The 19,697-nt window shown below is 51.5% G+C and carries 13 protein-coding genes; 3 read left to right on the forward strand and 10 right to left on the reverse strand.

The features are described 5' to 3' along the window. The first annotated feature begins 332 nt into the window (after window positions 1-332). Entirely contained in the window at window positions 333-2,588 is a 2,256-nt protein-coding gene (locus tag ACMYUL_RS02205) for a nitric-oxide reductase large subunit (RefSeq protein ID WP_415771843.1), read from the forward strand. Window positions 2,589-2,992: 404 nt separating this feature from the next. Here ACMYUL_RS02205 and ACMYUL_RS02210 read toward each other — a convergent pair whose 3' ends face one another. From ACMYUL_RS02210 to rimP, 6 genes are all read right to left on the reverse strand, one after another. Beyond that, window positions 2,993-3,523: a DUF4189 domain-containing protein gene (locus ACMYUL_RS02210; protein ID WP_342031179.1), complete on the reverse strand. Its 531-nt coding sequence runs from the start codon at window positions 3,521-3,523 to the stop codon at window positions 2,993-2,995. Between the two features lie 137 nt (window positions 3,524-3,660). After that, the gene (locus ACMYUL_RS02215; protein ID WP_415771845.1) at window positions 3,661-4,176 is read right to left on the reverse strand and encodes a DUF4189 domain-containing protein; all 516 of its coding nucleotides are present in this window, start codon (window positions 4,174-4,176) and stop codon (window positions 3,661-3,663) included. A gap of 198 nt (window positions 4,177-4,374) precedes the next feature. After that, window positions 4,375-7,143, reverse strand: a complete 2,769-nt coding sequence (locus ACMYUL_RS02220; RefSeq protein WP_415771847.1) for a calcium-binding protein — start codon at window positions 7,141-7,143, stop codon at window positions 4,375-4,377. Window positions 7,144-7,494: 351 nt separating this feature from the next. After that, window positions 7,495-10,401: a translation initiation factor IF-2 gene (gene infB / locus ACMYUL_RS02225; protein WP_147611951.1), complete on the reverse strand. Its 2,907-nt coding sequence runs from the start codon at window positions 10,399-10,401 to the stop codon at window positions 7,495-7,497. A gap of 11 nt (window positions 10,402-10,412) precedes the next feature. Beyond that, window positions 10,413-11,915 carry a transcription termination factor NusA gene (gene nusA / locus ACMYUL_RS02230; protein ID WP_003777064.1) on the reverse strand — a complete coding sequence of 501 codons (1,503 nt, stop codon included), beginning with the start codon at window positions 11,913-11,915 and terminating at the stop codon, window positions 10,413-10,415. Between the two features lie 25 nt (window positions 11,916-11,940). Then, entirely contained in the window at window positions 11,941-12,372 is a 432-nt protein-coding gene (rimP, locus tag ACMYUL_RS02235) for a ribosome maturation factor RimP (protein ID WP_003741871.1), read from the reverse strand. Between the two features lie 354 nt (window positions 12,373-12,726). On the opposite strand from rimP, the gene serC reads away from it, so the two are divergent. Continuing rightward, entirely contained in the window at window positions 12,727-13,833 is a 1,107-nt protein-coding gene (gene serC / locus ACMYUL_RS02240; RefSeq protein WP_003777063.1) for a phosphoserine transaminase, read from the forward strand. A gap of 319 nt (window positions 13,834-14,152) precedes the next feature. On the opposite strand, the gene ACMYUL_RS02245 is transcribed toward serC, so the two are convergent. From ACMYUL_RS02245 to dnaA, 4 genes are all read right to left on the reverse strand, one after another. Beyond that, on the reverse strand, window positions 14,153-15,814 hold the full coding sequence (locus ACMYUL_RS02245; RefSeq protein ID WP_070514076.1) for an electron transfer flavoprotein-ubiquinone oxidoreductase: 1,662 nt from the start codon (window positions 15,812-15,814) through the stop codon (window positions 14,153-14,155). 132 nt (window positions 15,815-15,946) lie between these two features. Continuing rightward, window positions 15,947-16,432, reverse strand: coding sequence for a disulfide bond formation protein B (locus tag ACMYUL_RS02250; protein WP_009312333.1), 486 nt, complete (start codon window positions 16,430-16,432; stop codon window positions 15,947-15,949). A 60-nt stretch (window positions 16,433-16,492) separates the two neighbouring features. Continuing rightward, a complete protein-coding gene (gene dnaN, locus ACMYUL_RS02255; RefSeq protein WP_003758101.1) occupies window positions 16,493-17,596 on the reverse strand; it encodes a DNA polymerase III subunit beta in 1,104 nt (367 codons plus the stop codon). 148 nt (window positions 17,597-17,744) lie between these two features. Beyond that, entirely contained in the window at window positions 17,745-19,295 is a 1,551-nt protein-coding gene (gene dnaA, locus ACMYUL_RS02260; protein WP_342031174.1) for a chromosomal replication initiator protein DnaA, read from the reverse strand. On the opposite strand from dnaA, the gene ACMYUL_RS02265 reads away from it, so the two are divergent. Continuing rightward, window positions 19,294-19,674, forward strand: coding sequence for a hypothetical protein (locus ACMYUL_RS02265; RefSeq protein ID WP_342031173.1), 381 nt, complete (start codon window positions 19,294-19,296; stop codon window positions 19,672-19,674). The genes dnaA and ACMYUL_RS02265 overlap by 2 nt on opposite strands. The last annotated feature ends 23 nt before the right edge of the window (window positions 19,675-19,697 follow it).

The following is a 19,697-nucleotide window of genomic DNA, read 5'->3' on the forward strand; positions in this document are numbered from 1 at the left end:
CTTTTGTAGGATTATGTAGGTGGTTTTACCGCTATATCTTGACCTAAATCAATTAATTCATCAAAGATGAACTTTTACTACCCATTTTACTACTTAATAACTAGATAAAACTACATCAAATCATCTATTATTGCTCACATGTTTTATCCAATTCTTTACAAAAATGCCACCGTATTTTTGATAATAAGAATTATTATTGACTATATATCTGTTTTTTAAAGATTGTTGTTAAGAGAATATTTCTTTTGCCTGAAAAGAGTGCTACAATCTTTAACATTCATATAGTATGAATTTATAAGCAACCACTTTTTACCAAAATAAGGAGTTCTGAAATGGGACAGTACAAGAAGCTATGGTACTTGCTGTTTGCCGTCCTGGCAGTCTGCTTTACCATTCTTGGCTACATGGGCAGCGAGGTTTATAAAAAAGCCCCGCCTTATCCTGAGAGAGTCGTTTCGGCATCAGGCACTCAGCTGATGACCAAAGACGATATTTTGGCAGGTCAATCAGCCTGGCAAACCACCGGCGGTATGGAAGTCGGTTCCGTATTGGGACACGGCGCATACCAGGCTCCGGACTGGACAGCCGACTGGCTGCACCGCGAGCTTGTCGCATGGTTGGATTTGACTGCGCAAGAGACTTACGGCAAAAAATTCAACGAAGTTTCTCCTGAAGAACAAGCCGTACTGAAAACCCGCCTTGCCGACGAATACCGCAACCAAAGCCGTATTAAAGAAGACGGCAGCGTCGTCATCAGCGATACCCGTGTCAAAGCCATTGAGAGCATCCTGCCTTACTACCACGGCGTATACAGCGATGATCCCGCCCTTCAGACGACCCGCGAACACTTCGCAATGAAAAACAACACATTGCCAAGTAAAGAAGCGCGTGAAAAACTGTTCAACTTCTTCTTCTGGACTTCATGGTCTGCCTCGACCAACCGTCCTGACGAAACTTTCACCTACACCAACAACTGGCCGCACGAGCCTCTGATCAACAACGTACCGACTACTGAAAACTACATGTGGTCGTTCACCAGCGTTGTATTGCTCTTGATGGGTATCGGCCTGCTGATGTGGGGTTACTCCTTCCTGACCAAACACGAAGAAGTAGAAGTTCCGACTGAAGACCCGATTTCCAAAGTACAGCTGACTCCTTCCCAAAAAGCATTGGGCAAATACGTCTTCCTGACAGTCGCCCTGTTTGTGGTACAAGTGTTGCTGGGCGGTCTGACCGCGCACTACACCGTCGAAGGTCAAGGTTTCTACGGCATCGACGAAGCACTGGGCTTCGAAATGTCCGACTGGTTCCCCTACGCATTGACCCGTACTTGGCACATCCAATCCGCCATCTTCTGGATTGCAACCGGCTTCCTGACAGCAGGTCTGTTCTTGGCTCCGATTGTGAACGGCGGCAAAGATCCCAAGTTCCAACGTGCCGGCGTAAACTTCCTCTATATCGCCCTGTTCATCGTAGTCGGCGGTTCTTATGCAGGTAACTTCTTCGCCCTGACCCACATCATTCGCCCCGATCTCAACTTCTGGTTCGGACACCAAGGTTACGAATACCTCGATTTGGGCCGTTTCTGGCAACTCCTGCTGATGGTCGGTCTGCTGTTGTGGCTGTTCCTGATGCTGCGCTGCACCATCTCCGCCTTTAAAGAAAAAGGCGTGGACAAAAACCTGCTGGCAATCTTCGTTGCCTCTATGGTCGGTGTCGGCGTGTTCTACGCGCCCGGTCTGTTCTACGGCGAAAAATCCCCGATTGCCGTGATGGAATACTGGCGCTGGTGGGTAGTTCACCTGTGGGTAGAAGGCTTCTTCGAAGTATTTGCTACCGCAGCCTTTGCCTTCATCTTCTACAACATGGGCTTCGTCCGTCGCAGTACCGCTACCGCATCCACTCTGGCTGCCGCCGCCATCTTCATGTTGGGCGGTATCCCGGGTACGCTGCACCACCTGTACTTCTCCGGTTCTACCTCCGCCTCTATGGCAATCGGTGCCTGCTTCTCCGCATTGGAAGTCGTACCGCTGGTATTGCTGGGTCGTGAAGCTTACGAACACTGGTCTTACCAACACCTGTCCGAATGGGCGAAACGCCTGCGTTGGCCGCTGATGTGCTTCGTAGCAGTTGCCTTCTGGAACATGATCGGTGCCGGCGTATTCGGCTTCCTGATTAACCCGCCGATTTCCCTGTTCTACATCCAAGGTCTGAACACTACCGCAGTTCACGCACACGCAGCCTTGTTTGGTGTGTACGGTTTCTTGGCACTGGGCTTCGTCTTGCTGGTTGCCCGCTACCTGAAACCAAACGCAAAATTCGACGACAAACTCATGACTTGGGGCTTCTGGCTGCTCAACGGCGGCTTGGTCGGCATGATCGCCATCAGCCTGCTGCCTGTCGGCGCGATTCAAGCATACGCCTCCATCACTCATGGTCTGTGGTATGCCCGTAGCGAAGAATTCCTGCAAATGGAAATCCTCGACACCCTGCGCTGGGTACGCACAGCAGCCGACTTGATCTTCATCGGCGGTGCAATCTGCGTAGCCATCCAAGCAACCAAAATCGTATTCAGCCGCGATAAATAAATCCTAGCTTGAATACCCTGCAAAAGGTCGTCTGAAAATGTTCAGACGACCTTTTTTGATGCCTGCCTACTTTCATTTCGGCAACAGCCCGTCCCCGTTTAACCGCCATACGCACAGAACACCCCTCTTTACCCACCTATCCCTACCCTACCCCCCTCCTCCAACAAATTGAATCCCTCCCCATCCCGCGACAACCGCCCTCCCTGTTTTCCCTATTTTTCAGACGACCCCAATGCCGTTTAGAAAACAAGGTCGTCTGAAACCGAAAACAAACAAAACACAGACAACAAAAAACCGCACATCAAAGCGCGGTCGGTTTTAAAACGGTTTTTGTCGGAACGGAAAGCGAAGGGCTTTTCAGACGACCTCTGAACATTTGGAGGTCGTCTGAAAAATAAAATCAATCAATAGCGGTAATCAGGGTGACGGGAACAACCTGAATATTTAATAGCACATTTATCAGAATATCGTCCGCATTCATCCAATGCTTTTTGCTCTGCCTTTTCAACATAATCGTCATTTATCACAGCAAACCCACTACGACTTTCCTTATTTCTATCAGGACCAACAGCAAAAGCGACACATACATTGCGATATTGGCTCATCCGACGACAGCCTTTGCCATCGCTTCTCGTTACAGGATTTTCACCTCCGCCTGCCTTAATACAGTTTGCTAAAGCTTCTTTATTAGCTGATTCTTCACTTTTTGTATTATTTTCAGAATATCCAACCGCTTTATTAACAGGATTAAAATAAATCGCACCCCAACGGTTCGGCACTTTATACACCCGTCGAGAAGACGAACTGCCACCTCCCCAACCGCACGCGCTGCCATCGACAGTTTGGCAATAACCGTCAGTCGGATTCCCTCCCAAAGGGTTGCCCAAGACGGTAAAACTATTCAAAGCCAACAACACCAAAAATATCTTCTTCATCTTTATACCTCTTAATCTTTTCCGCTATTCGTTTCTCTCAAAACCCTGCCGTATAACTCGGCACCGCTTTCGTTCCTATCGATGCAAAATAAGTTTTCAGACGACCTCTGAATATTTGGGGTCGTCTGAAAATTCATTTAGTAACGGAGATAGTCAGGATGACGGGAACAGCCTGAATATTTAATTTCGCATTTGAAAGGTTTTCCCTTCTCACAAATAGCAATAGCTTTTTGTTCTGCTTTTTCTAAATAAGGATCACTTTGTGATGCCATTTTACCTTTTCCAAGCTCGCCCCCCACTGCAATGGCAGAACACCCGTTGCGATATTCACTTACAACATGACACCCTTGTCCTTTCCTAGATATTGGATTTTTACCGCCGCCATTCTTAATACAACTTTCCAACGCCTCTCGTCTTGCATCTTCTTCCCCTTTAGTATTGTTTTCAGACACTCCAATAGCTCGATTGGCAGCATTGTAATAAATAGCGCCCCAACGATCAGGGATATTAATCACTTGCCTTGTTTGTCTCCTAGGAGCATTACCTCCCGCGCATCCCAGCAAATCGGGATGATAGACACAAGGATTGCTCATTTCGTTTGCGTTAGCGAAACTGCTTAAAATCATGGCAGCCATTAATAATATATGCTTCATCGGTTTATTCCTTATTTTTGAACATCAATCATATTCTTACTTTACCCTGTTCCCCAAGCAACCCGGTCGAAATCAGATGGGCTGTTTTCTCTTTATCGTCTATCGCCACACAATAAAGTTTCAGACGACCCCTAATCTTTCAGGGGTCGTCTGAAAAAACAAATCAATCGACAATGCTGCCGTATTGCTTTGTGAAACTTACAAAACGCCTTGATGGGCGGTATCGTGTCCCAAAGCGGTCAGGAATTGCGACATGCTGTATGTTTCGCCTGAAGCGGCAAACTTGAACGCGTCTACGGTATCGCCGCCATCTGAGGAGTGGACGGCATCCAAGACGGTCAGGGTGTCGTCGCTGCCTTTGAGTTTGACCACCCAGTTCTCTTTGTTGTTTCCTGCTTTATTGATTTCCAAATCGATGTCTTTCAGCGTCAGGTTGCCTGAGAACAATACGGTATTGTCCTCGCCGCTTGCGTTCAGCGACAATTTGTCATGCCCGCTGCCTTTGCCGAAGGTAATCGTATTGGCATAGCTGCCGCCGGAAATGGTGTCATTGCCTGCGCCGGCATCAATGGTGCTGTCGTGTCCGACTTTGACGGTATCGTCGCCGCTGCCGCCGATAAAGGTGGTTTTGCCGCCGTAGTTGCCTGAAACGCTGACGGTATCGCCGTTGTCGGTGCCGTGAATAATGCGGTTGGAACCTTCGTACAGCCGTTGCTCAAAGGTATCGCTGTCGTCATTCAGGTATTGAATAATCGTGCCGTCTTTGCGGACATGGGATACTTTCAAGCCGAAATGTTCGATGATTTGTTCCGTGCTGTATGTGCCGTTGTCGAATTGGAACTCGGATATGGCGCCTTGCGAACCCATTTGGTTTTTAATCGTCAATACGTCATTGCTGCCTTTGATGGAAACGGTCCATGTGTTGCCGTTCAGACGGGGGTTGATGGTGAAGTCGAACGGATTGGGCGTGTAGTCGATGCCGGTTTTGTCGTAACCCGGGGTCACGGAAATATTCAAGTCATCCAATGTCAAGCCGCCGGTAAATTTTACGGCGTTGCTGATGGAGGTGGGATTGAATTCTTCGTCGATATCGAAACCGAAGTCGAAAATGGTGTCGTGTCCGTATCCTTTGCCGAAGACATAGGTATCGCGCCCGTCTCCGCCTTCCAGATAATCGTCGCCTGCACCGCCGTCGAGGTAATCGGCTCCGACCCGTGCATACAGTTTGTCATTGCCGTTTCCGCCGTACAGTTTGTCGTCTGAAGACCATTCGTTGCCCCAGTAGGTCGTGCCTTCGTCTCGGATAATGTCGTCGCCGTCCATGCCGTAAATCACGTCCCTGCCGTCTGTGCCGGAACTTAATTCGTCATTAAACTTGCTGCCGACAATCACATCGTCGTTCGGTGTGCCTTCATTTTTGATGCCTTGTTCGGCTTTTCCGGTGTTGACGGCTTTGAGCAGGGTTTCGGCCGTATAGTTTTCGCCGAGGAATTGGAATTGGTTGATGGAAATATGTCCTTGGGCGTCAACTTGGTTTTGAATGGTTGCCGAGCCGTTGGCGGATGTGATTTCCCAGTTTTTGCTGCCGTCGGCATTGTCGATGACGTTTACTTTGATGTCGCTGACACGGAGGTCGTCTGAAAACTTCAGGGTATTGTTGCCTTGATTGTCGATAATCGTATCGTCGCTGCCGTAAATATAGGTGTCGTTGCCTGTTCCGCCTTTCAACATATCTTTGCCTGCTCCTCCGATTAAAGTGTCGTCGCCTGCGTCGCCGTTGATGGTGTCGTTGCCATCGCCGCCGTCCAAATAGTCATTGCCGTCGCCGCCGTTAATGTTGTCGTTGCCGCCCATGCCGTAAACGGTATCGTTGCCGCGGCCGCTGTTGAGACGGTTGTGTCCGTCGTTGCCGGTCAGGGTGTTATTGCTGTTGTTGCCTGCCGCGTAGATATTGGCGTTGCCGGTCAGGGTAACGTTTTCAACGTGGGTTGAGGCGGTATAAGAAACGCTGCTGATCACGGTATCATTGCCTTCGCCGCTATTCTCAACGACAACATCTTTTGCGTTATCCACATAGTAAGTATCGTCTCCGATGCCGCCGCGCATCATGTCCACGCCTGCTTTGCCGTCGATGACGTCGTTGCCGACGGTGCCGTTCAGCGCGTCGTTTCCTTCCGTACCTTCAATACGTTCGCCTGCATTGTCGCGTATTTCTACTTGCGCTTGGGTGGCTTTGATGAATTGGTTGAGGTTTAATGTGCCGTTTGCGAAAACAAACCGTTGGACGGAAGGCATATTGCTGCCTTCTTGGTATTGATTGGAAATGGTCAGGACGGATTGGGTGTGTTTCACTGCGATACGCCAGTCCTGTCCGCCTTCTGCATTGCGCACGGCGGTAACCGTCAGATCGTCTGCGCTGAGACCGTCTAAAAAGCGGATGCTGTTGCTGCCTTGGCGGTCAATTACTGTATCTTTGCCGCTTTTTTCGCCGAACAAATAGGTATCGTTGCCTTCACCCCCTTGCAATACGTCGTTTCCTGCCGCGCCATCCAAGATATCGTTGCCTTCATCGCCGAACAGTTGGTCGTCGCCGTCTCCCCCGTTGATGTTGTCGTGACCTGCGCCCCCGTAAACCGTATCATTGCCGCGCCCGCTGTACAGGCGGTTGTTACCGCTGTTGCCGACCAATACGTTGTCTGAATTGTTGCCCGCGCCATAAATATTATCCGAACCGGTCAAAACCAAGTTTTCGACATTGTTCGGCAAGGTGTAGCTGACATTGCTATAAACGGTATCCTGTCCTTCATTTGCCTTTTCCACAATGTTGTCTGCGGTATGGGTGGCATAATAGACATCATTGCCCTTGGTTCCTTGAAAAACCTTGGGTTCGGATGACTTTTCCAAAGATGCGGAGTGTGCGGCGGATTCTTCAGAAACGATTGCGCGAAAGACTTGTTTTGTATCCATGATATTATTTTTTCCGTGAGCTGACGGTTGCCTATCCGGGGAGATGGGATAAATAACCAGATTGGGGGGATCGTAATTTATTGATTGAATCGTTACACTCAGTCGAACTGCGTGGCTTCCTTAGACTGCTTTATCCTCAACAAGTTCTAACTCTTTCTCAAAACATTATTTAATCGGAATTTATATTTCAATTGATTAATTTGTTTATCATTTATGTCAAATTGAATTCAAATCAAGATTAAGCGTTGGGCAACGCCGTACTGCGCCAATCCAATCCGCTATAAAATGAAAAGGTCGTCTGAAAACCTAATGGATGAGGTTTTCAGACGACCTTTTATTTACAACGGGAAATTACAGCGAACGGGCAACTTCGACGATGTCGAAGCATTCCAGTTGGTCGCCTTCCATAATTTCGTTGTAGCCTTTGATCATCAAGCCGCACTCGAAGCCCATGCGGACTTCTTTGACGTCGTCTTTGTAGCGTTTCAAAGAAGACAGTTCGCCGGTGTGGATGACCACGTTGTTGCGGATGAGGCGGATATGGGAATCACGTTTGACCACGCCGTCGGTAACCATACAGCCTGCGATGTTGCCGACTTTGGATACGCTGATGACCTGACGGATTTCGACCATACCGGTAACCTGCTCTTTCTCTTCCGGCGCCAGCATGCCGCTCATGGCTGCTTTGACGTCGTCAATGGCATCGTAAATGATGTTGTAGTAGCGGATTTCCACGTTTTCATTTTCGGCAAGTTTGCGCGAAGAAGCGTCTGCACGCACGTTAAAGCCGATGATGAACGCGCCTGAAGCGATGGCAAGGTTGACGTCCGATTCGGTAATACCGCCCACGCCGCTGTGCAATACGTTCACTTTCACTTCGTCTGTGGACAGTTTTTTCAGGCTGCCCGCCAAAGCTTCGTAAGAACCTTGTACGTCTGCTTTGATGATGACCGACAAGGATTGGGCTTGGTTTTCGCCCATGTTGTTGAACATATTTTCCAGCTTCGCCGCCTGCTGTTTGGCAAGGCGCACGTCGCGGTATTTGCCTTGGCGGAAGAGCGCGATTTCGCGGGCTTTTTTCTCGTCTGCCAACACCATTGCGTCTTCGCCGGCATTCGGCACGTCGGACAAGCCGAGGATTTCGACCGGAATGGACGGGCCGGCTTCGTTGACGGCTTTACCGTTTTCATCGACCATCGCGCGGATTTTACCGAACGCGGTGCCGGCAAGCAGCATATCGCCTTTTTTCAGCGTACCGCTTTGCACCAAGAGGGTGGCGACCGCGCCGCGGCCTTTGTCCAAACGTGCCTCAACGATGATGCCTTTGGCGGGTGCATCGACAGGGGCGGTCAGTTCCAAAACTTCAGCTTCAAGCAATACGGCTTCGAGCAACGCGTCGATATTGATGCCTTTTTTGGCGGAAACGTCGATAAATTGTACATCGCCGCCCCATTCGTCCGGCACGACTTCGTGTGCGGTCAACTCTTGGCGGATGCGCTCGGGGTTGGCAGCTTCTTTATCGATTTTGTTGACGGCAACCACCATCGGTACGCCCGCTGCTTTAGCGTGGGCAATGGCTTCGATGGTTTGCGGCATCACGCCGTCGTCAGCTGCGACCACGAGAATCACGATGTCGGTTGCTTTCGCACCGCGCGCGCGCATGGCGGTAAACGCTTCGTGACCCGGGGTATCTAAGAAGGTAATCACGCCGCGCGGGGTTTCAACGTGGTATGCGCCGATGTGCTGGGTAATGCCACCCGCTTCGCCTTGTACCACTTTGGCGCGGCGGATGTAGTCCAACAGCGAGGTTTTACCGTGGTCGACGTGACCCATGACGGTAACCACCGGCGGACGTGGCAGCGCTTCGGCTTCCACAGCTTCCACGCCTTCATCCAAGAATGCTTCGGGATCGTCGGCGGCGGCAGGTTTGCCGATGTGGCCGAGTTCTTCCACCACAATCAGGGCAGTGTCTTGGTCGATGGATTGGTTGATGGTGACCATCATGCCCATTTTCATCAGGGCTTTGACCACTTCCACGCCTTTGACTGCCATTTTGTGCGCCAAATCGGCAACGGTAATGGTTTCAGGAACCAAGACTTCGTGTACGACAGGTTCGGTCGGCGCTTGGAAGGCGTGTTGGTTCGGCTCGAGTTTGAGTTTCTTACCTTTTTTACCGCTGCGTACGCGCTCGTCGTCGCCGTTGCGCGCATTGCGGTCGCGTCCGCCTTTACCGCCTTTGCCTTTGGCGTTTCGGCCTTGGTTGTCATCGTCGCGGTTGTGGCGGTCTTCTTTTTTCGCACGGGCAGGATTAGCGGCTTTGCCTTCTGCGGGCGCGGCTTTGGCTTTTTCGGCAGGCTTGCGCTGCTCGGCAGCTTTGGCTTCGGCTGCGGGCTTGGCTTGCTGATCCGCCTGTTGTTTCATGGCTTCGCGGCGCGCCTGACGCTCTTGTTTTTCTTTCAACAAGGCTTCTTGATGGGCGCGTAAAGCGGCGGCGCGGCGTGCTTCTTCGTCGCGTTGCGCTTGCTCTTCCGCGCTGACCACAGGTTGCGGAGCGGCAGGGGCAGCGGGTTTGGCTGCTTTTTTCGCGTCTTTGCCTTTATTGCCTTTGTCTTGTTTAGGCTTGGCTTTGCCTTCGGCAGGTTTTTCAGACGACCTTTGGGCAGGTTTGTCTTCAGCCTGAACTGCTTGTGCAGCAGGTTCTGCCGGTTTGTCGTCGGCTTTGCTTTCAGCTGCTTTCACTTCGGCAGGTTTTTCAGCCGCTTCAACAGGTTTTGCTTCTTCCGCTTTGGCTTTCGGCTCGGCTTTTGCCGCTTTGGCAGCCTTCAACTTCGCAGCTTCCGCTTCGGCTTTCGCACGCGCTTCGGCACGGGCGGCGGCCTCAGCTTCGGCTTTTGCCTGTTCTGTGGCTTGGTCTTTCGCTTCTGTCTGCTCGGCTTTTTGCGCTTCAGCTACTGCTTTGGCTTTAGCTTCGGCGGCAAGCTCTTCCGGCGAAGGAATCGTTACGGAACGGCCGCGTTTGCGTTCGACTTTGACGCCGCTGACAGTGCTGACTTCGGTTTTTTTGCGGCGGATGCTGATGGTTCCGCCGTCATTGCCGTTTTTCTTTTTCAGATAGGCGTTCAGCAGTTGTTTGTCGTCCAGCGTCAGGGAATCGCTGCCGCTGTTTTTATTGACGCCGGCTTCTTTCAGTTGTTTCAGCAAATCATCGACGGGGCGTTTCAGTTCGGCGGCAAATTGTTCTACGGTTGTGTTACTCATCTGTACCCCCATTAGTTCTCTTCAGTAAACCAGTGTTCGCGGGCGGCAAGAATCACTTTTTTCGCCGCTTCTTCATCTACACCGGTTATTTCAATCAGTTCGTCAACGGCCAGTTCCGCCAGATCGTCGCGGGTGGTTACGCCGGCTTCCGCCAGTTTGCGGAGCATATCGGAATCTACGCCGTCCAGATTGCGCATGTCGTCTGAAACTTCTTCCAGCTTCTCTTCGGACGCAATCGCCATGGTCAGAATCGCATCGCGCGCGCGGTTGCGCAGGGTTTCGACGATTTCTTCGTCAAAGCCTTCGATGGCGAGCAATTCGGCAGCCGGAACGTAAGCAACTTCTTCCAGCGTGGCAAAACCTTCTTCTACCAAAATATCGGCGGTTTCGTCGTCGATGTTCAGATGCGCGGTGAAGAGGTCGCGGATGGCTGCGTCTTCGGCAGCAGTGCGTTCGTCCGCTTCTTCGACAGTCATGATGTTCAACTGCCAACCTGTCAAATCAGATGCCAAGCGCACGTTTTGACCGCCGCGGCCGATAGCAAGCGCAAGCTGGTCTTCGGCGACAATCACGTCAACCGCGTGTTTGTCTTCGTCAATCACGATACGGCTGACTTCGGCAGGAGACAGTGCGTTCATCACGAACTCGGCAGTTTCAGACGACCACAGCACCACATCAATGCGCTCGCCTGCCAATTCGTTGCTGACGGCGTTCACACGGGAGCCGCGCACGCCGATACAAGTGCCTTGCGGATCGATGCGTTGGTCGTTGGCTTTGACCGCCACTTTCGCACGTTGGCCCGGATCGCGCGCCACTTCGCGGATTTCCAACAAACCGTCTGCAATTTCAGGTACTTCCATTTCGTACAGTTTTGCGAGGAAATCGCCCGAAGTACGGCTGAGGATGACTTGTTTGCGGCCAGTGTTGCCGATTTCGTCCACACGCAAAAACAGCGCGCGGATACGGTCGCCGCCGCGGAAGTTTTCACGCGGAATCATTTGTTCGCGCGGAATCAGCGCGTCCAGCTTGCCCGGGACGACTTCGACGATGATGCCGTGGCGCTCTACGCGTTTTACCGTACCTGAAACGATGTCTTCCTTAACGGCCAAGAATTCGTTCAGATTTTGCTCGCGCTCGGCATCGCGGATGCGTTGCAGGATGATTTGTTTGGCAGTTTGCGCGGCTTGGCGGCCAAAGCCTTCGTTCGGCAGCGTTTCTTCGTAGTAGTCGCCGATTTGAATGTCGGTACCCGGAATTTCTTCTTGGATTTCTTCGATGGTTTTTTCCAGGTCGGGATAGGTGTAATCCTCGTCGGCAACAATCAGCCAGCGGCGGTAAGTATGGTATTCGCCGGTATCGCGGTCGATTTCGACGCGCACGTCCATATGCTCGCGGTCGGCTTTTTTCTTGGCTGCGGTAGAAAGAGCAAATTCCAATGCTTGGAATACCACTTCCGCTTCAACGTTTTTCTCGCTTGCCAACGCTTCGGCAAGTTGCAACATTTCGCGACTCATTTTTTAGAATCTCCAATATCAAGTTTTAAAATTTAAATTCGGGGCGCAGGCGGGCTTTATCGATATTATCCAAGCCGATTTGCGCGGTTTTGCCGTCGAAAGAGAGCGTTACGGTATCGTTTTCACAACCCTCGATGCGGCCGATAAAATTCTTTTGTCCGTCAACCGGCAGGCGGGTTTTGATTTTTGCCTGTTGTCCTGCAAAGCGCACGAAATCGGCGGCTTTTTTCAGAGGCCGGTCAAGGCCGGGGCTGGAAATTTCCAGATTTTTATAATCGATGTCTTCCACCATGAACACGCGGCTCAAATGATTGCTGACAGTCGCGCAGTCTTCGACGGTGATACCGCCTTCCTTATCGATGAACACGCGCAGCGTGCCTTGCGCAGTCAGCTCGAAATCGACCAGTTCGTAGCCCAAACCCGGCAGGGTTTTTTCGAGAATTGTTTGAATATCCATGAATCTCCCGGAGTACATAAACAAAAAAATGGCCCCGTGGCCATTTTTCGTCAAAATTGAAAAATTGGCTTATTATAACCGCTTTCCACTCAAAAGAAAAGCGTTGATTTATCGCGGCTTTTTTCAGACGACCTCATAGAATGGATACGCCTGGCAGCATAAAACCAAGCTTAAAATTGTTGACAAAAACGGTCGTCTGAAAAATCGCCATTAAACCTTACCCATTGATAATAATCATTTTATTTCCAATCTTTCTTTTTCAGACGACCCCATTTTCCTGCCATACGGCTTGCACGAAGCACGCCGTCATTCTAAAATCCAAAGCTGTTATCATCGAAACAAAAAGGCCTCGCCATGTCCGCCCGCCCCATCTACAACTTTTCCGCAGGTCCCGCCGTCCTGCCCGAAGCCGTATTGCGTACCGCACAACAAGAAATGCTCGACTACAACGGCACAGGCTTCCCCGTCATGGCGATGAGCCACCGCTCGGAAATGTTTCTCAGCATCCTCCATCATGCCGAACAAGACCTGCGCACGCTGCTGAACATTCCTTCCAACTACAAAATCCTGTTCCTGCAAGGCGGCGCGACCACGCAATTCAACATGGTCGCCATGAACCTGGCGCATGGCTTTCCGTCTGCCGACGCAGTGGTAACGGGCAACTGGAGCCGCATTGCTTACGAACAAATGAGCCGCCTGACCGATGCCGAAATCCGACTGGCGGCACACGGCGGCGAACAATTCGACTACACCGCCCTGCCGCCCGTCGAAACTTGGGACATAGACAAAAACTCCGCCTTCGTCCACTTCGCCATCAACGAAACCGTCAACGGTCTGCAATACCAAACCGTTCCCAAACTTTCAGACGACCTGCCGCCGCTCGTTTGCGATATGTCCAGCGAAATCCTCTCGCGCGAATTTGACGTTTCCGACTACGGGCTGATTTACGCGGGCGCACAAAAAAATATCGGTCCTGCCGGCACAACCGTCGTCATCACCCGAGAAGACCTGCTCGACCGCTGCCCCGACAGCATTCCCGACGTTTTCAACTACCGTTCCCACATCAACCGCGACGGCATGTACAACACCCCGTCAACCTACGCCATTTATATGTCAGGTTTAGTGTTCCGCTGGCTGCTGACACAAGGCGGCGTGAAGAAAATCGAAGCCGTCAACAACATCAAAGCCCAAACGCTTTACGACGCCATCGACAACAGCGGCGGCTTCTACATCAACCGAATCCGCCCCGATGCCCGCTCCAAAATGAACGTCGTCTTCCAAACCGCCTCCGCCGAACTCGACCGCCGCTTCGTCCTCGAAGCCGAACTGCAAGGCCTGTGCCTGCTCAAAGGCTACAAAACCGTCGGCGGTATGCGCGCCAGCATTTACAACGCCATGCCGCTCGAAGGCGTACAGGCTTTGGCGGACTTTATGAGCGATTTCCAGCGGCGTTACGGATAAGACAAAATGCGCCTTTAAAAGCACAGCCGATTCAACACAAATCTCAAGCGCGGATGAATGCGTACCGTAATCAGGTATAGTGGATTAAATTTAAATCAGGACAAGGCGACGAAGCCGCAGACAGTACAGATAGTACGGCAAGGCAACGCCGTACTGGTTTAAAGTTAATCCACTATAAATCAACGATATTCTGTTAACGCCTATTTCTTGCAAAAACCCAAAAGGTCGTCTGAAAACTTGAAATCAAGATCTTCAGACGACCTTTCTTTATCTGGCGCGGCAAATGTTTGCCCAACTTAGCCAAAGTTACCGCCGAAACCTACATCCCGCCATAATTCGGTCCACTCGCACCTTCTGGGCAAATCCAAGTGATGTTTTGCGTCGGGTCTTTGATGTCGCACGTTTTGCAGTGAACGCAGTTGGCGGCGTTGATTTGCAGGCGCGGACTGCCGTTTTCTTCGACGATTTCATACACACCGGCCGGACAATAGCGCGTTTCGGGCGAGGCGTATTCTTTGTAGTTCACGTCTATCATCGTTTGCGGATTTTTCAGCACCAAATGGTCGGGCTGGTTTTCTTCGTGCGCAAGATTGGCGAGGAAGACGCTGCTTAAGCGGTCGAAGGTCAACACGCCGTCGGGTTTCGGATAATCAATCGGCTTGCACGCGGCGGCTTTTTTGAGTTGCTCGTTGTCTTTGCCGTGATGTTTCAAGGTCCACGGGGCCTTGCCTCTGAAAATCATCTGGTCAATGCCGGTATAGATTGAGCCGAGGTAAACGCCCCATTTGAATGACGGACGGACGTTACGCGCGGCGTAAAGCTCTTGATACAGCCAGCTTTGTTCAAAACGTTGCTGATAATCCGCCGCCTCTTTGCCGTTGTTGAAGTTTTCCACTTCTTCAAGGTTTTCCAACAAGGGGAACACGGCTTCGGCGGCGAGCATGGCGGATTTCATCGCGGTATGAATGCCTTTGATGCGCGGCATATTGAGGAAACCCGCCGCATCGCCGATTAAAACGCCGCCTTTGAACGAGAGCTTCGGCAGGCTTTGCAAACCGCCTTCAATCAGCGAACGCGCGCCATAAGCGATGCGGCGGCCGCCTTCGAAGGTTTTGCGGATTTCGGGATGGGTTTTGAAGCGTTGGAACTCTTCAAACGGCGACAGATAAGGATTTTGATAATCCAAACCGACCACGAAACCGACGGCGACTTTGTTGTCGTCGAAATGGTAAACAAACGCGCCGCCGTAGGTTTTGCTGTCCAGCGGCCAGCCCGCGCTGTGCACCACCAAGCCGGGCTGATGTTTTTCAGACGACACTTCCCAAATCTCTTTGATGCCCAAGCCGTAAGTTTGCGGCTGGCTGTTTTGGTCGAGTTGGAAACGTTCGATGACTTGTTTGGAAAGCGAACCGCGGCAACCTTCGGCAAACAGGGTTTGCTGCGCCCAAAGCTCCATGCCGGGCTGGAAACTGTCGGTCGGCTCGCCGTCTTTACCCACGCCCATATTGCCGGTTGCAATGCCTTTAACCGAACCGTCTTCGTGATACAGCACTTCGGCGGCGGCGAAGCCCGGATAGATTTCCACGCCCATATTTTCTGCCTGCTCCGCCAACCAGCGCACGACTTCGCCCAAGCTGACGATATAGTTGCCATGATTGTCGAAATTAGGGGTAATAGGCAGATTGAACGCTTTTTTCTCCGTCAGGAACAACACTTTGTCCTGCGTTACCGCGCGCGTCAGCGGCGCGCCTTTCTTTTTCCAGTCGGGAATCAACTCATTCAGCGCAATCGGATCAATGACCGCGCCCGCCAGCGAATGCGCGCCCGCTTCCGAACCCTTCTCCACCACGCAAACGCTGATTTCGCGCCCGTTTTGTTCGGCAAGCTGCTTGAGTTTGATGGCGGCGGACAAACCCGACGGGCCTGCGCCGACAATCACGACATCGTATTGCATACTGTCGCGGGTGATGGATTCTGTCATGGCGGTTCCTGTATATTTATTATTGAATTGCAAACCTGTAATTATACAACGGGAACATATAGTTACCAAATACAACAAAGGTCGTCTGAAAACCTGATTTTCGGTTTTCAGACGACCTTTTGATCTTTGCTGTTATTTGGTTTTAAACCAGGCAAACCACACCAACACAATCACAAAACCGAAATAGGCGATGCTCCAGTACGGCAAAGCAATGCCCAGCAGATAGTCTGGCACAGCACAATCGCCAAAGCCGCGCACAATCGGTTCAAACCAGTCAAACAGCGGCCAATCCTTCAAACGGAAAGTCCACGGCGCACCGCAGGACGGCGCACTGCCCGGCGGCAGGCTTTGCAGCCACAATTGATAGGCCGCAACACCCGCGCCATAAACCGCAGGCACACTGACCAACAAGGCGCTGAACAGTCTGCCAATCTTAGAAGCCTGACGGAAAAAGGCTGCCGTCAAAGCCACCAATCCGACCGCCAAAACCGACAAGCGCTGCAAAATACATAAAACGCAAGGGTCCATTCCTAAAACATATTGCGAGACGAACGAACCGCAGGCAGCCAAGATCGATAAGACAACCAGAAAAAAGATGGTTTTTCTAAAAAAATTCATAACCTTAAACTTTCCAATTATTCAGACGACCTTTTTATTCATTTCAAAACAACTGCCGTATCAAATGCGCATCGGCATAACGATGTATTTGAAGTTCGGGTTGTTCGGTACGGTAAACAAGGTCGAGCGGTTGGCATCGCCGAAGGCGAGCTGCATATCGTCGGAATGGATGTTGCGCAATACATCCATCAGATAGCCGATGTTGAAGCCGACTTCGAGTTCGCCGCCTTGGTAGGCGATTTCGAGTTCTTCGCGGGCTTCTTCCTGCTCGTTGTTGCTGCACACGACGCTCAAGAGGCCGGGTTGCAGGAACAGGCGCGCGCCGCGGAATTTTTCGTTGGCAAGGATGGCGGCACGTTCAAGCGCGCCCAAAAGTTGGGTACGGGAAACGAGGAAGATTTTATCGTTGTCCAGCGGGATGACGCGGTTGAAGTCGGGGAATTTGCCGTCGATGACTTTGCTGACGATGGTCGTGCCGTTGCATTGGAAGCGCACTTGGTTGTTGAGCAGTTCGACGCTGATGGGTTCGGACGGGTTGTTCAGCAGTTTGAAGAGTTCCAAAACGGTTTTGCGTGGCAGGATGACTTCGGTTTTGGGCAATTCGGCTTCGATTTGGCTGGCGGCGTAGGCAAGGCGGTGGCCGTCGGTGGCGACGAGGCGCAGTTGGTTGCCTTCAACCTGCATCAGCAAGCCGTTGAGATAGTAGCGGATGTCTTGCACTGCCATGCTGTATTGGACTTGCGAAAGCATGGTTTTGAAAGTCTCCTGCGACAGGGAAAACGCTGCGCTGATGTCTTCGCCGACGCTCATCAGCGGGAAGTCTTCGGCAGGCAGGGTTTGCAGGGCGAAGCGTGATTTGCCTGCACGCAGGGTCAGACGGTTGTCCGCCCAGTCGAGCGAAACGATGGCGCTGTCGGGCAAGGCGCGCAGGATATCTTGGAATTTTTTGGCGTTGGTGGTAATGCGGAAGTCGCCCGCCTGACTTTCCGGACCGGCTGTGTTGATTTGGATTTCCAAGTCGGTCGCCAGAAGTTTGGTTTGACCGTCTTTGCTTTCGAGCAGGACGTTAGAGAGGATGGGCAGGGTATGGCGGCGTTCGACGATACCGGTAACGGCTTGCAGCGGCTTGAGCAGACTGTCGCGGTCGGCTTGTAAAATCAGCATGGTCAATTCCTTTTGAATCGGTTATTTCGGGTGTTTTTAAATCGGGTTCGGCGGACGAGATGGTTGATTCGCCGCCGTTAAAATCAAAGTGTATTTGTGTTTTCAGACGACCTTTTAAGAGATAGGTCGTCTGAAAGCCGGTTCTGGCTCAATTTTGAATCAGAATCAGGAGTTTTTCGTAATCTTGTGCCAACTCGGGATCTTCTTCGCGCAGTTTTGCGACGGCTTTCACGCCGTGCATGACGGTCGTGTGGTCGCGTCCGCCGAACGCGTCGCCGATGGACGGCAGACTGAGGGTGGTCAGCTCTTTGGTCAGGCTCATGGCGACCTGACGCGGACGGGCAATGTTGCGCGTGCGCTTTTTGCCAAGTATATCGCTGATTTTAATGCGGTAATATTTGGCAGTCGCGTCGATAATGGTGTCGGCGGTAATGATTTTGTGTTTTTCGGCGATAATGTCCTGCAAAGCCGTGCGCGCCAAATCCATGTCGATGACGGGGCGGTTCATGAAGCGGCTGCTGGCGCTGACGCGGTTGAACGCGCCTTCCAGTTCGCGCACGTTGGAACGAATCAGGTTGGCAACAAACAATGCGGCTTCGTCTTCAATGCTGATGCCTGCCGCTTCTGCCTTTTTCTGCAAAATCGCCACGCGCATTTCCAGCTCGGGCGGCTCGAGTTCCAAAGTCAAACCCCATGAAAAACGCGATTTGAGGCGGTCGTCCATGCCTTCGATTTTGGCAGGCAATACGTCGCAAGTGAGGATGAGCTGTTTTTTCTCGTTATGGAAATGGTTGTACAGATAGAAGAATTCTTCCATCGTACGGTCTTTGCCTTTGATGAACTGGATGTCGTCGATAATCAACAGGTCGTATTGTTTGTATTGCTGCTTGAACACATCGTAAGTATTGTTGCGCACCGCCTTCATAAAGCTGCGGATATAGTCGTCTGAATGCATATAGCGCACTTTGGCGTCAGGACGGTTTTTCAGCAGTTCGTTGCCGATGGCCTGCACCAAGTGGGTTTTACCCAAACCCGTGCTGCCGTACAGGAAAAACGGGTTGTAGCCCTGCCCCGGGTTCTCTGCAATGGCTTGGGCGGCAGCGGCGGCAAGGCGGTTGCCCTTACCTTCTACTAAAGTATCGAATGTATAGTCGCGCGACAGATTGGTCTGTTCGTAACGCGCTTCTTCCGCATCGCGTTGCGCTTCCGTTTTGGCTTTGGCAACGGCTTTGGATTCTGCGGGCGCGGCGGCAGGCTGCTTGTTTTCGTGCGGCAGGTTTTTCATGCGCTGCGCCAAAATATCCGCCGCTGTTTTCGCAACGGAAGGTCTGTCTGAGTTTTCAGACGACGTCCCGTCCGAAAAAGATTCTTGCGCGTCCACTTTCGGCATTTCTTCCGTCAACGCGGCTTGTTCAGGCGCAACCGTCCCTGCATTTTCCGCCATTTCATAATGCTGCCCCACGCCCGCCTTAAACGCAAAAGCCGCCTGCAGCGGAGCCAATTCCGCGCGCACCACTTCGATTTTGGCAGCAAACTGACTTTTAAGCATATTACAGGCAAACTGGTTTTTACCGTAAACCACCCACACGCCGTTTTCCTCGCCCACGGTCAAGGGCGCAATCCATTGCGCGAACTGCCCGGCAGGCAAAATATCGTGAAGTCGGCGGAGGCACTGCGGCCAAAATTCTGCTAGCGTCATGAATAAGCTCGAGTCGTGGAAATCGTTGGAAAGAAACAGAGAGAAACCGTCGGAAATTGCAGCCTTTGAAAATGCGGTTTCAGCCCGACGGGAAAAGTGTCGCAAATACCGCACAAACCCTATCCGCCAAACCAAACGTCGTCTGAAAATACAATTAAACTATTTTTGGAAAATCATCACGATAAATCCATATCAACATTTTCAGACGACCTATCGCCCGACAAAGGGACAGGGATTGCCGATTATACCCACTCCGACCAACTTTATCCACAACCCGCCGGAAATTTTATCCACAAAGCGCCGCGCAAATCCGCAAACCGAACCACCCCGCGCGCCATATCCATTTACTCAACCGAGATTGACAAAAGATGAAAATTAGAGTGTAATTCACGGTTTATTTAT

The organism is Neisseria sp. CP9, from assembly GCF_047758525.1.
GTDB lineage: Bacteria > Pseudomonadota > Gammaproteobacteria > Burkholderiales > Neisseriaceae > Neisseria.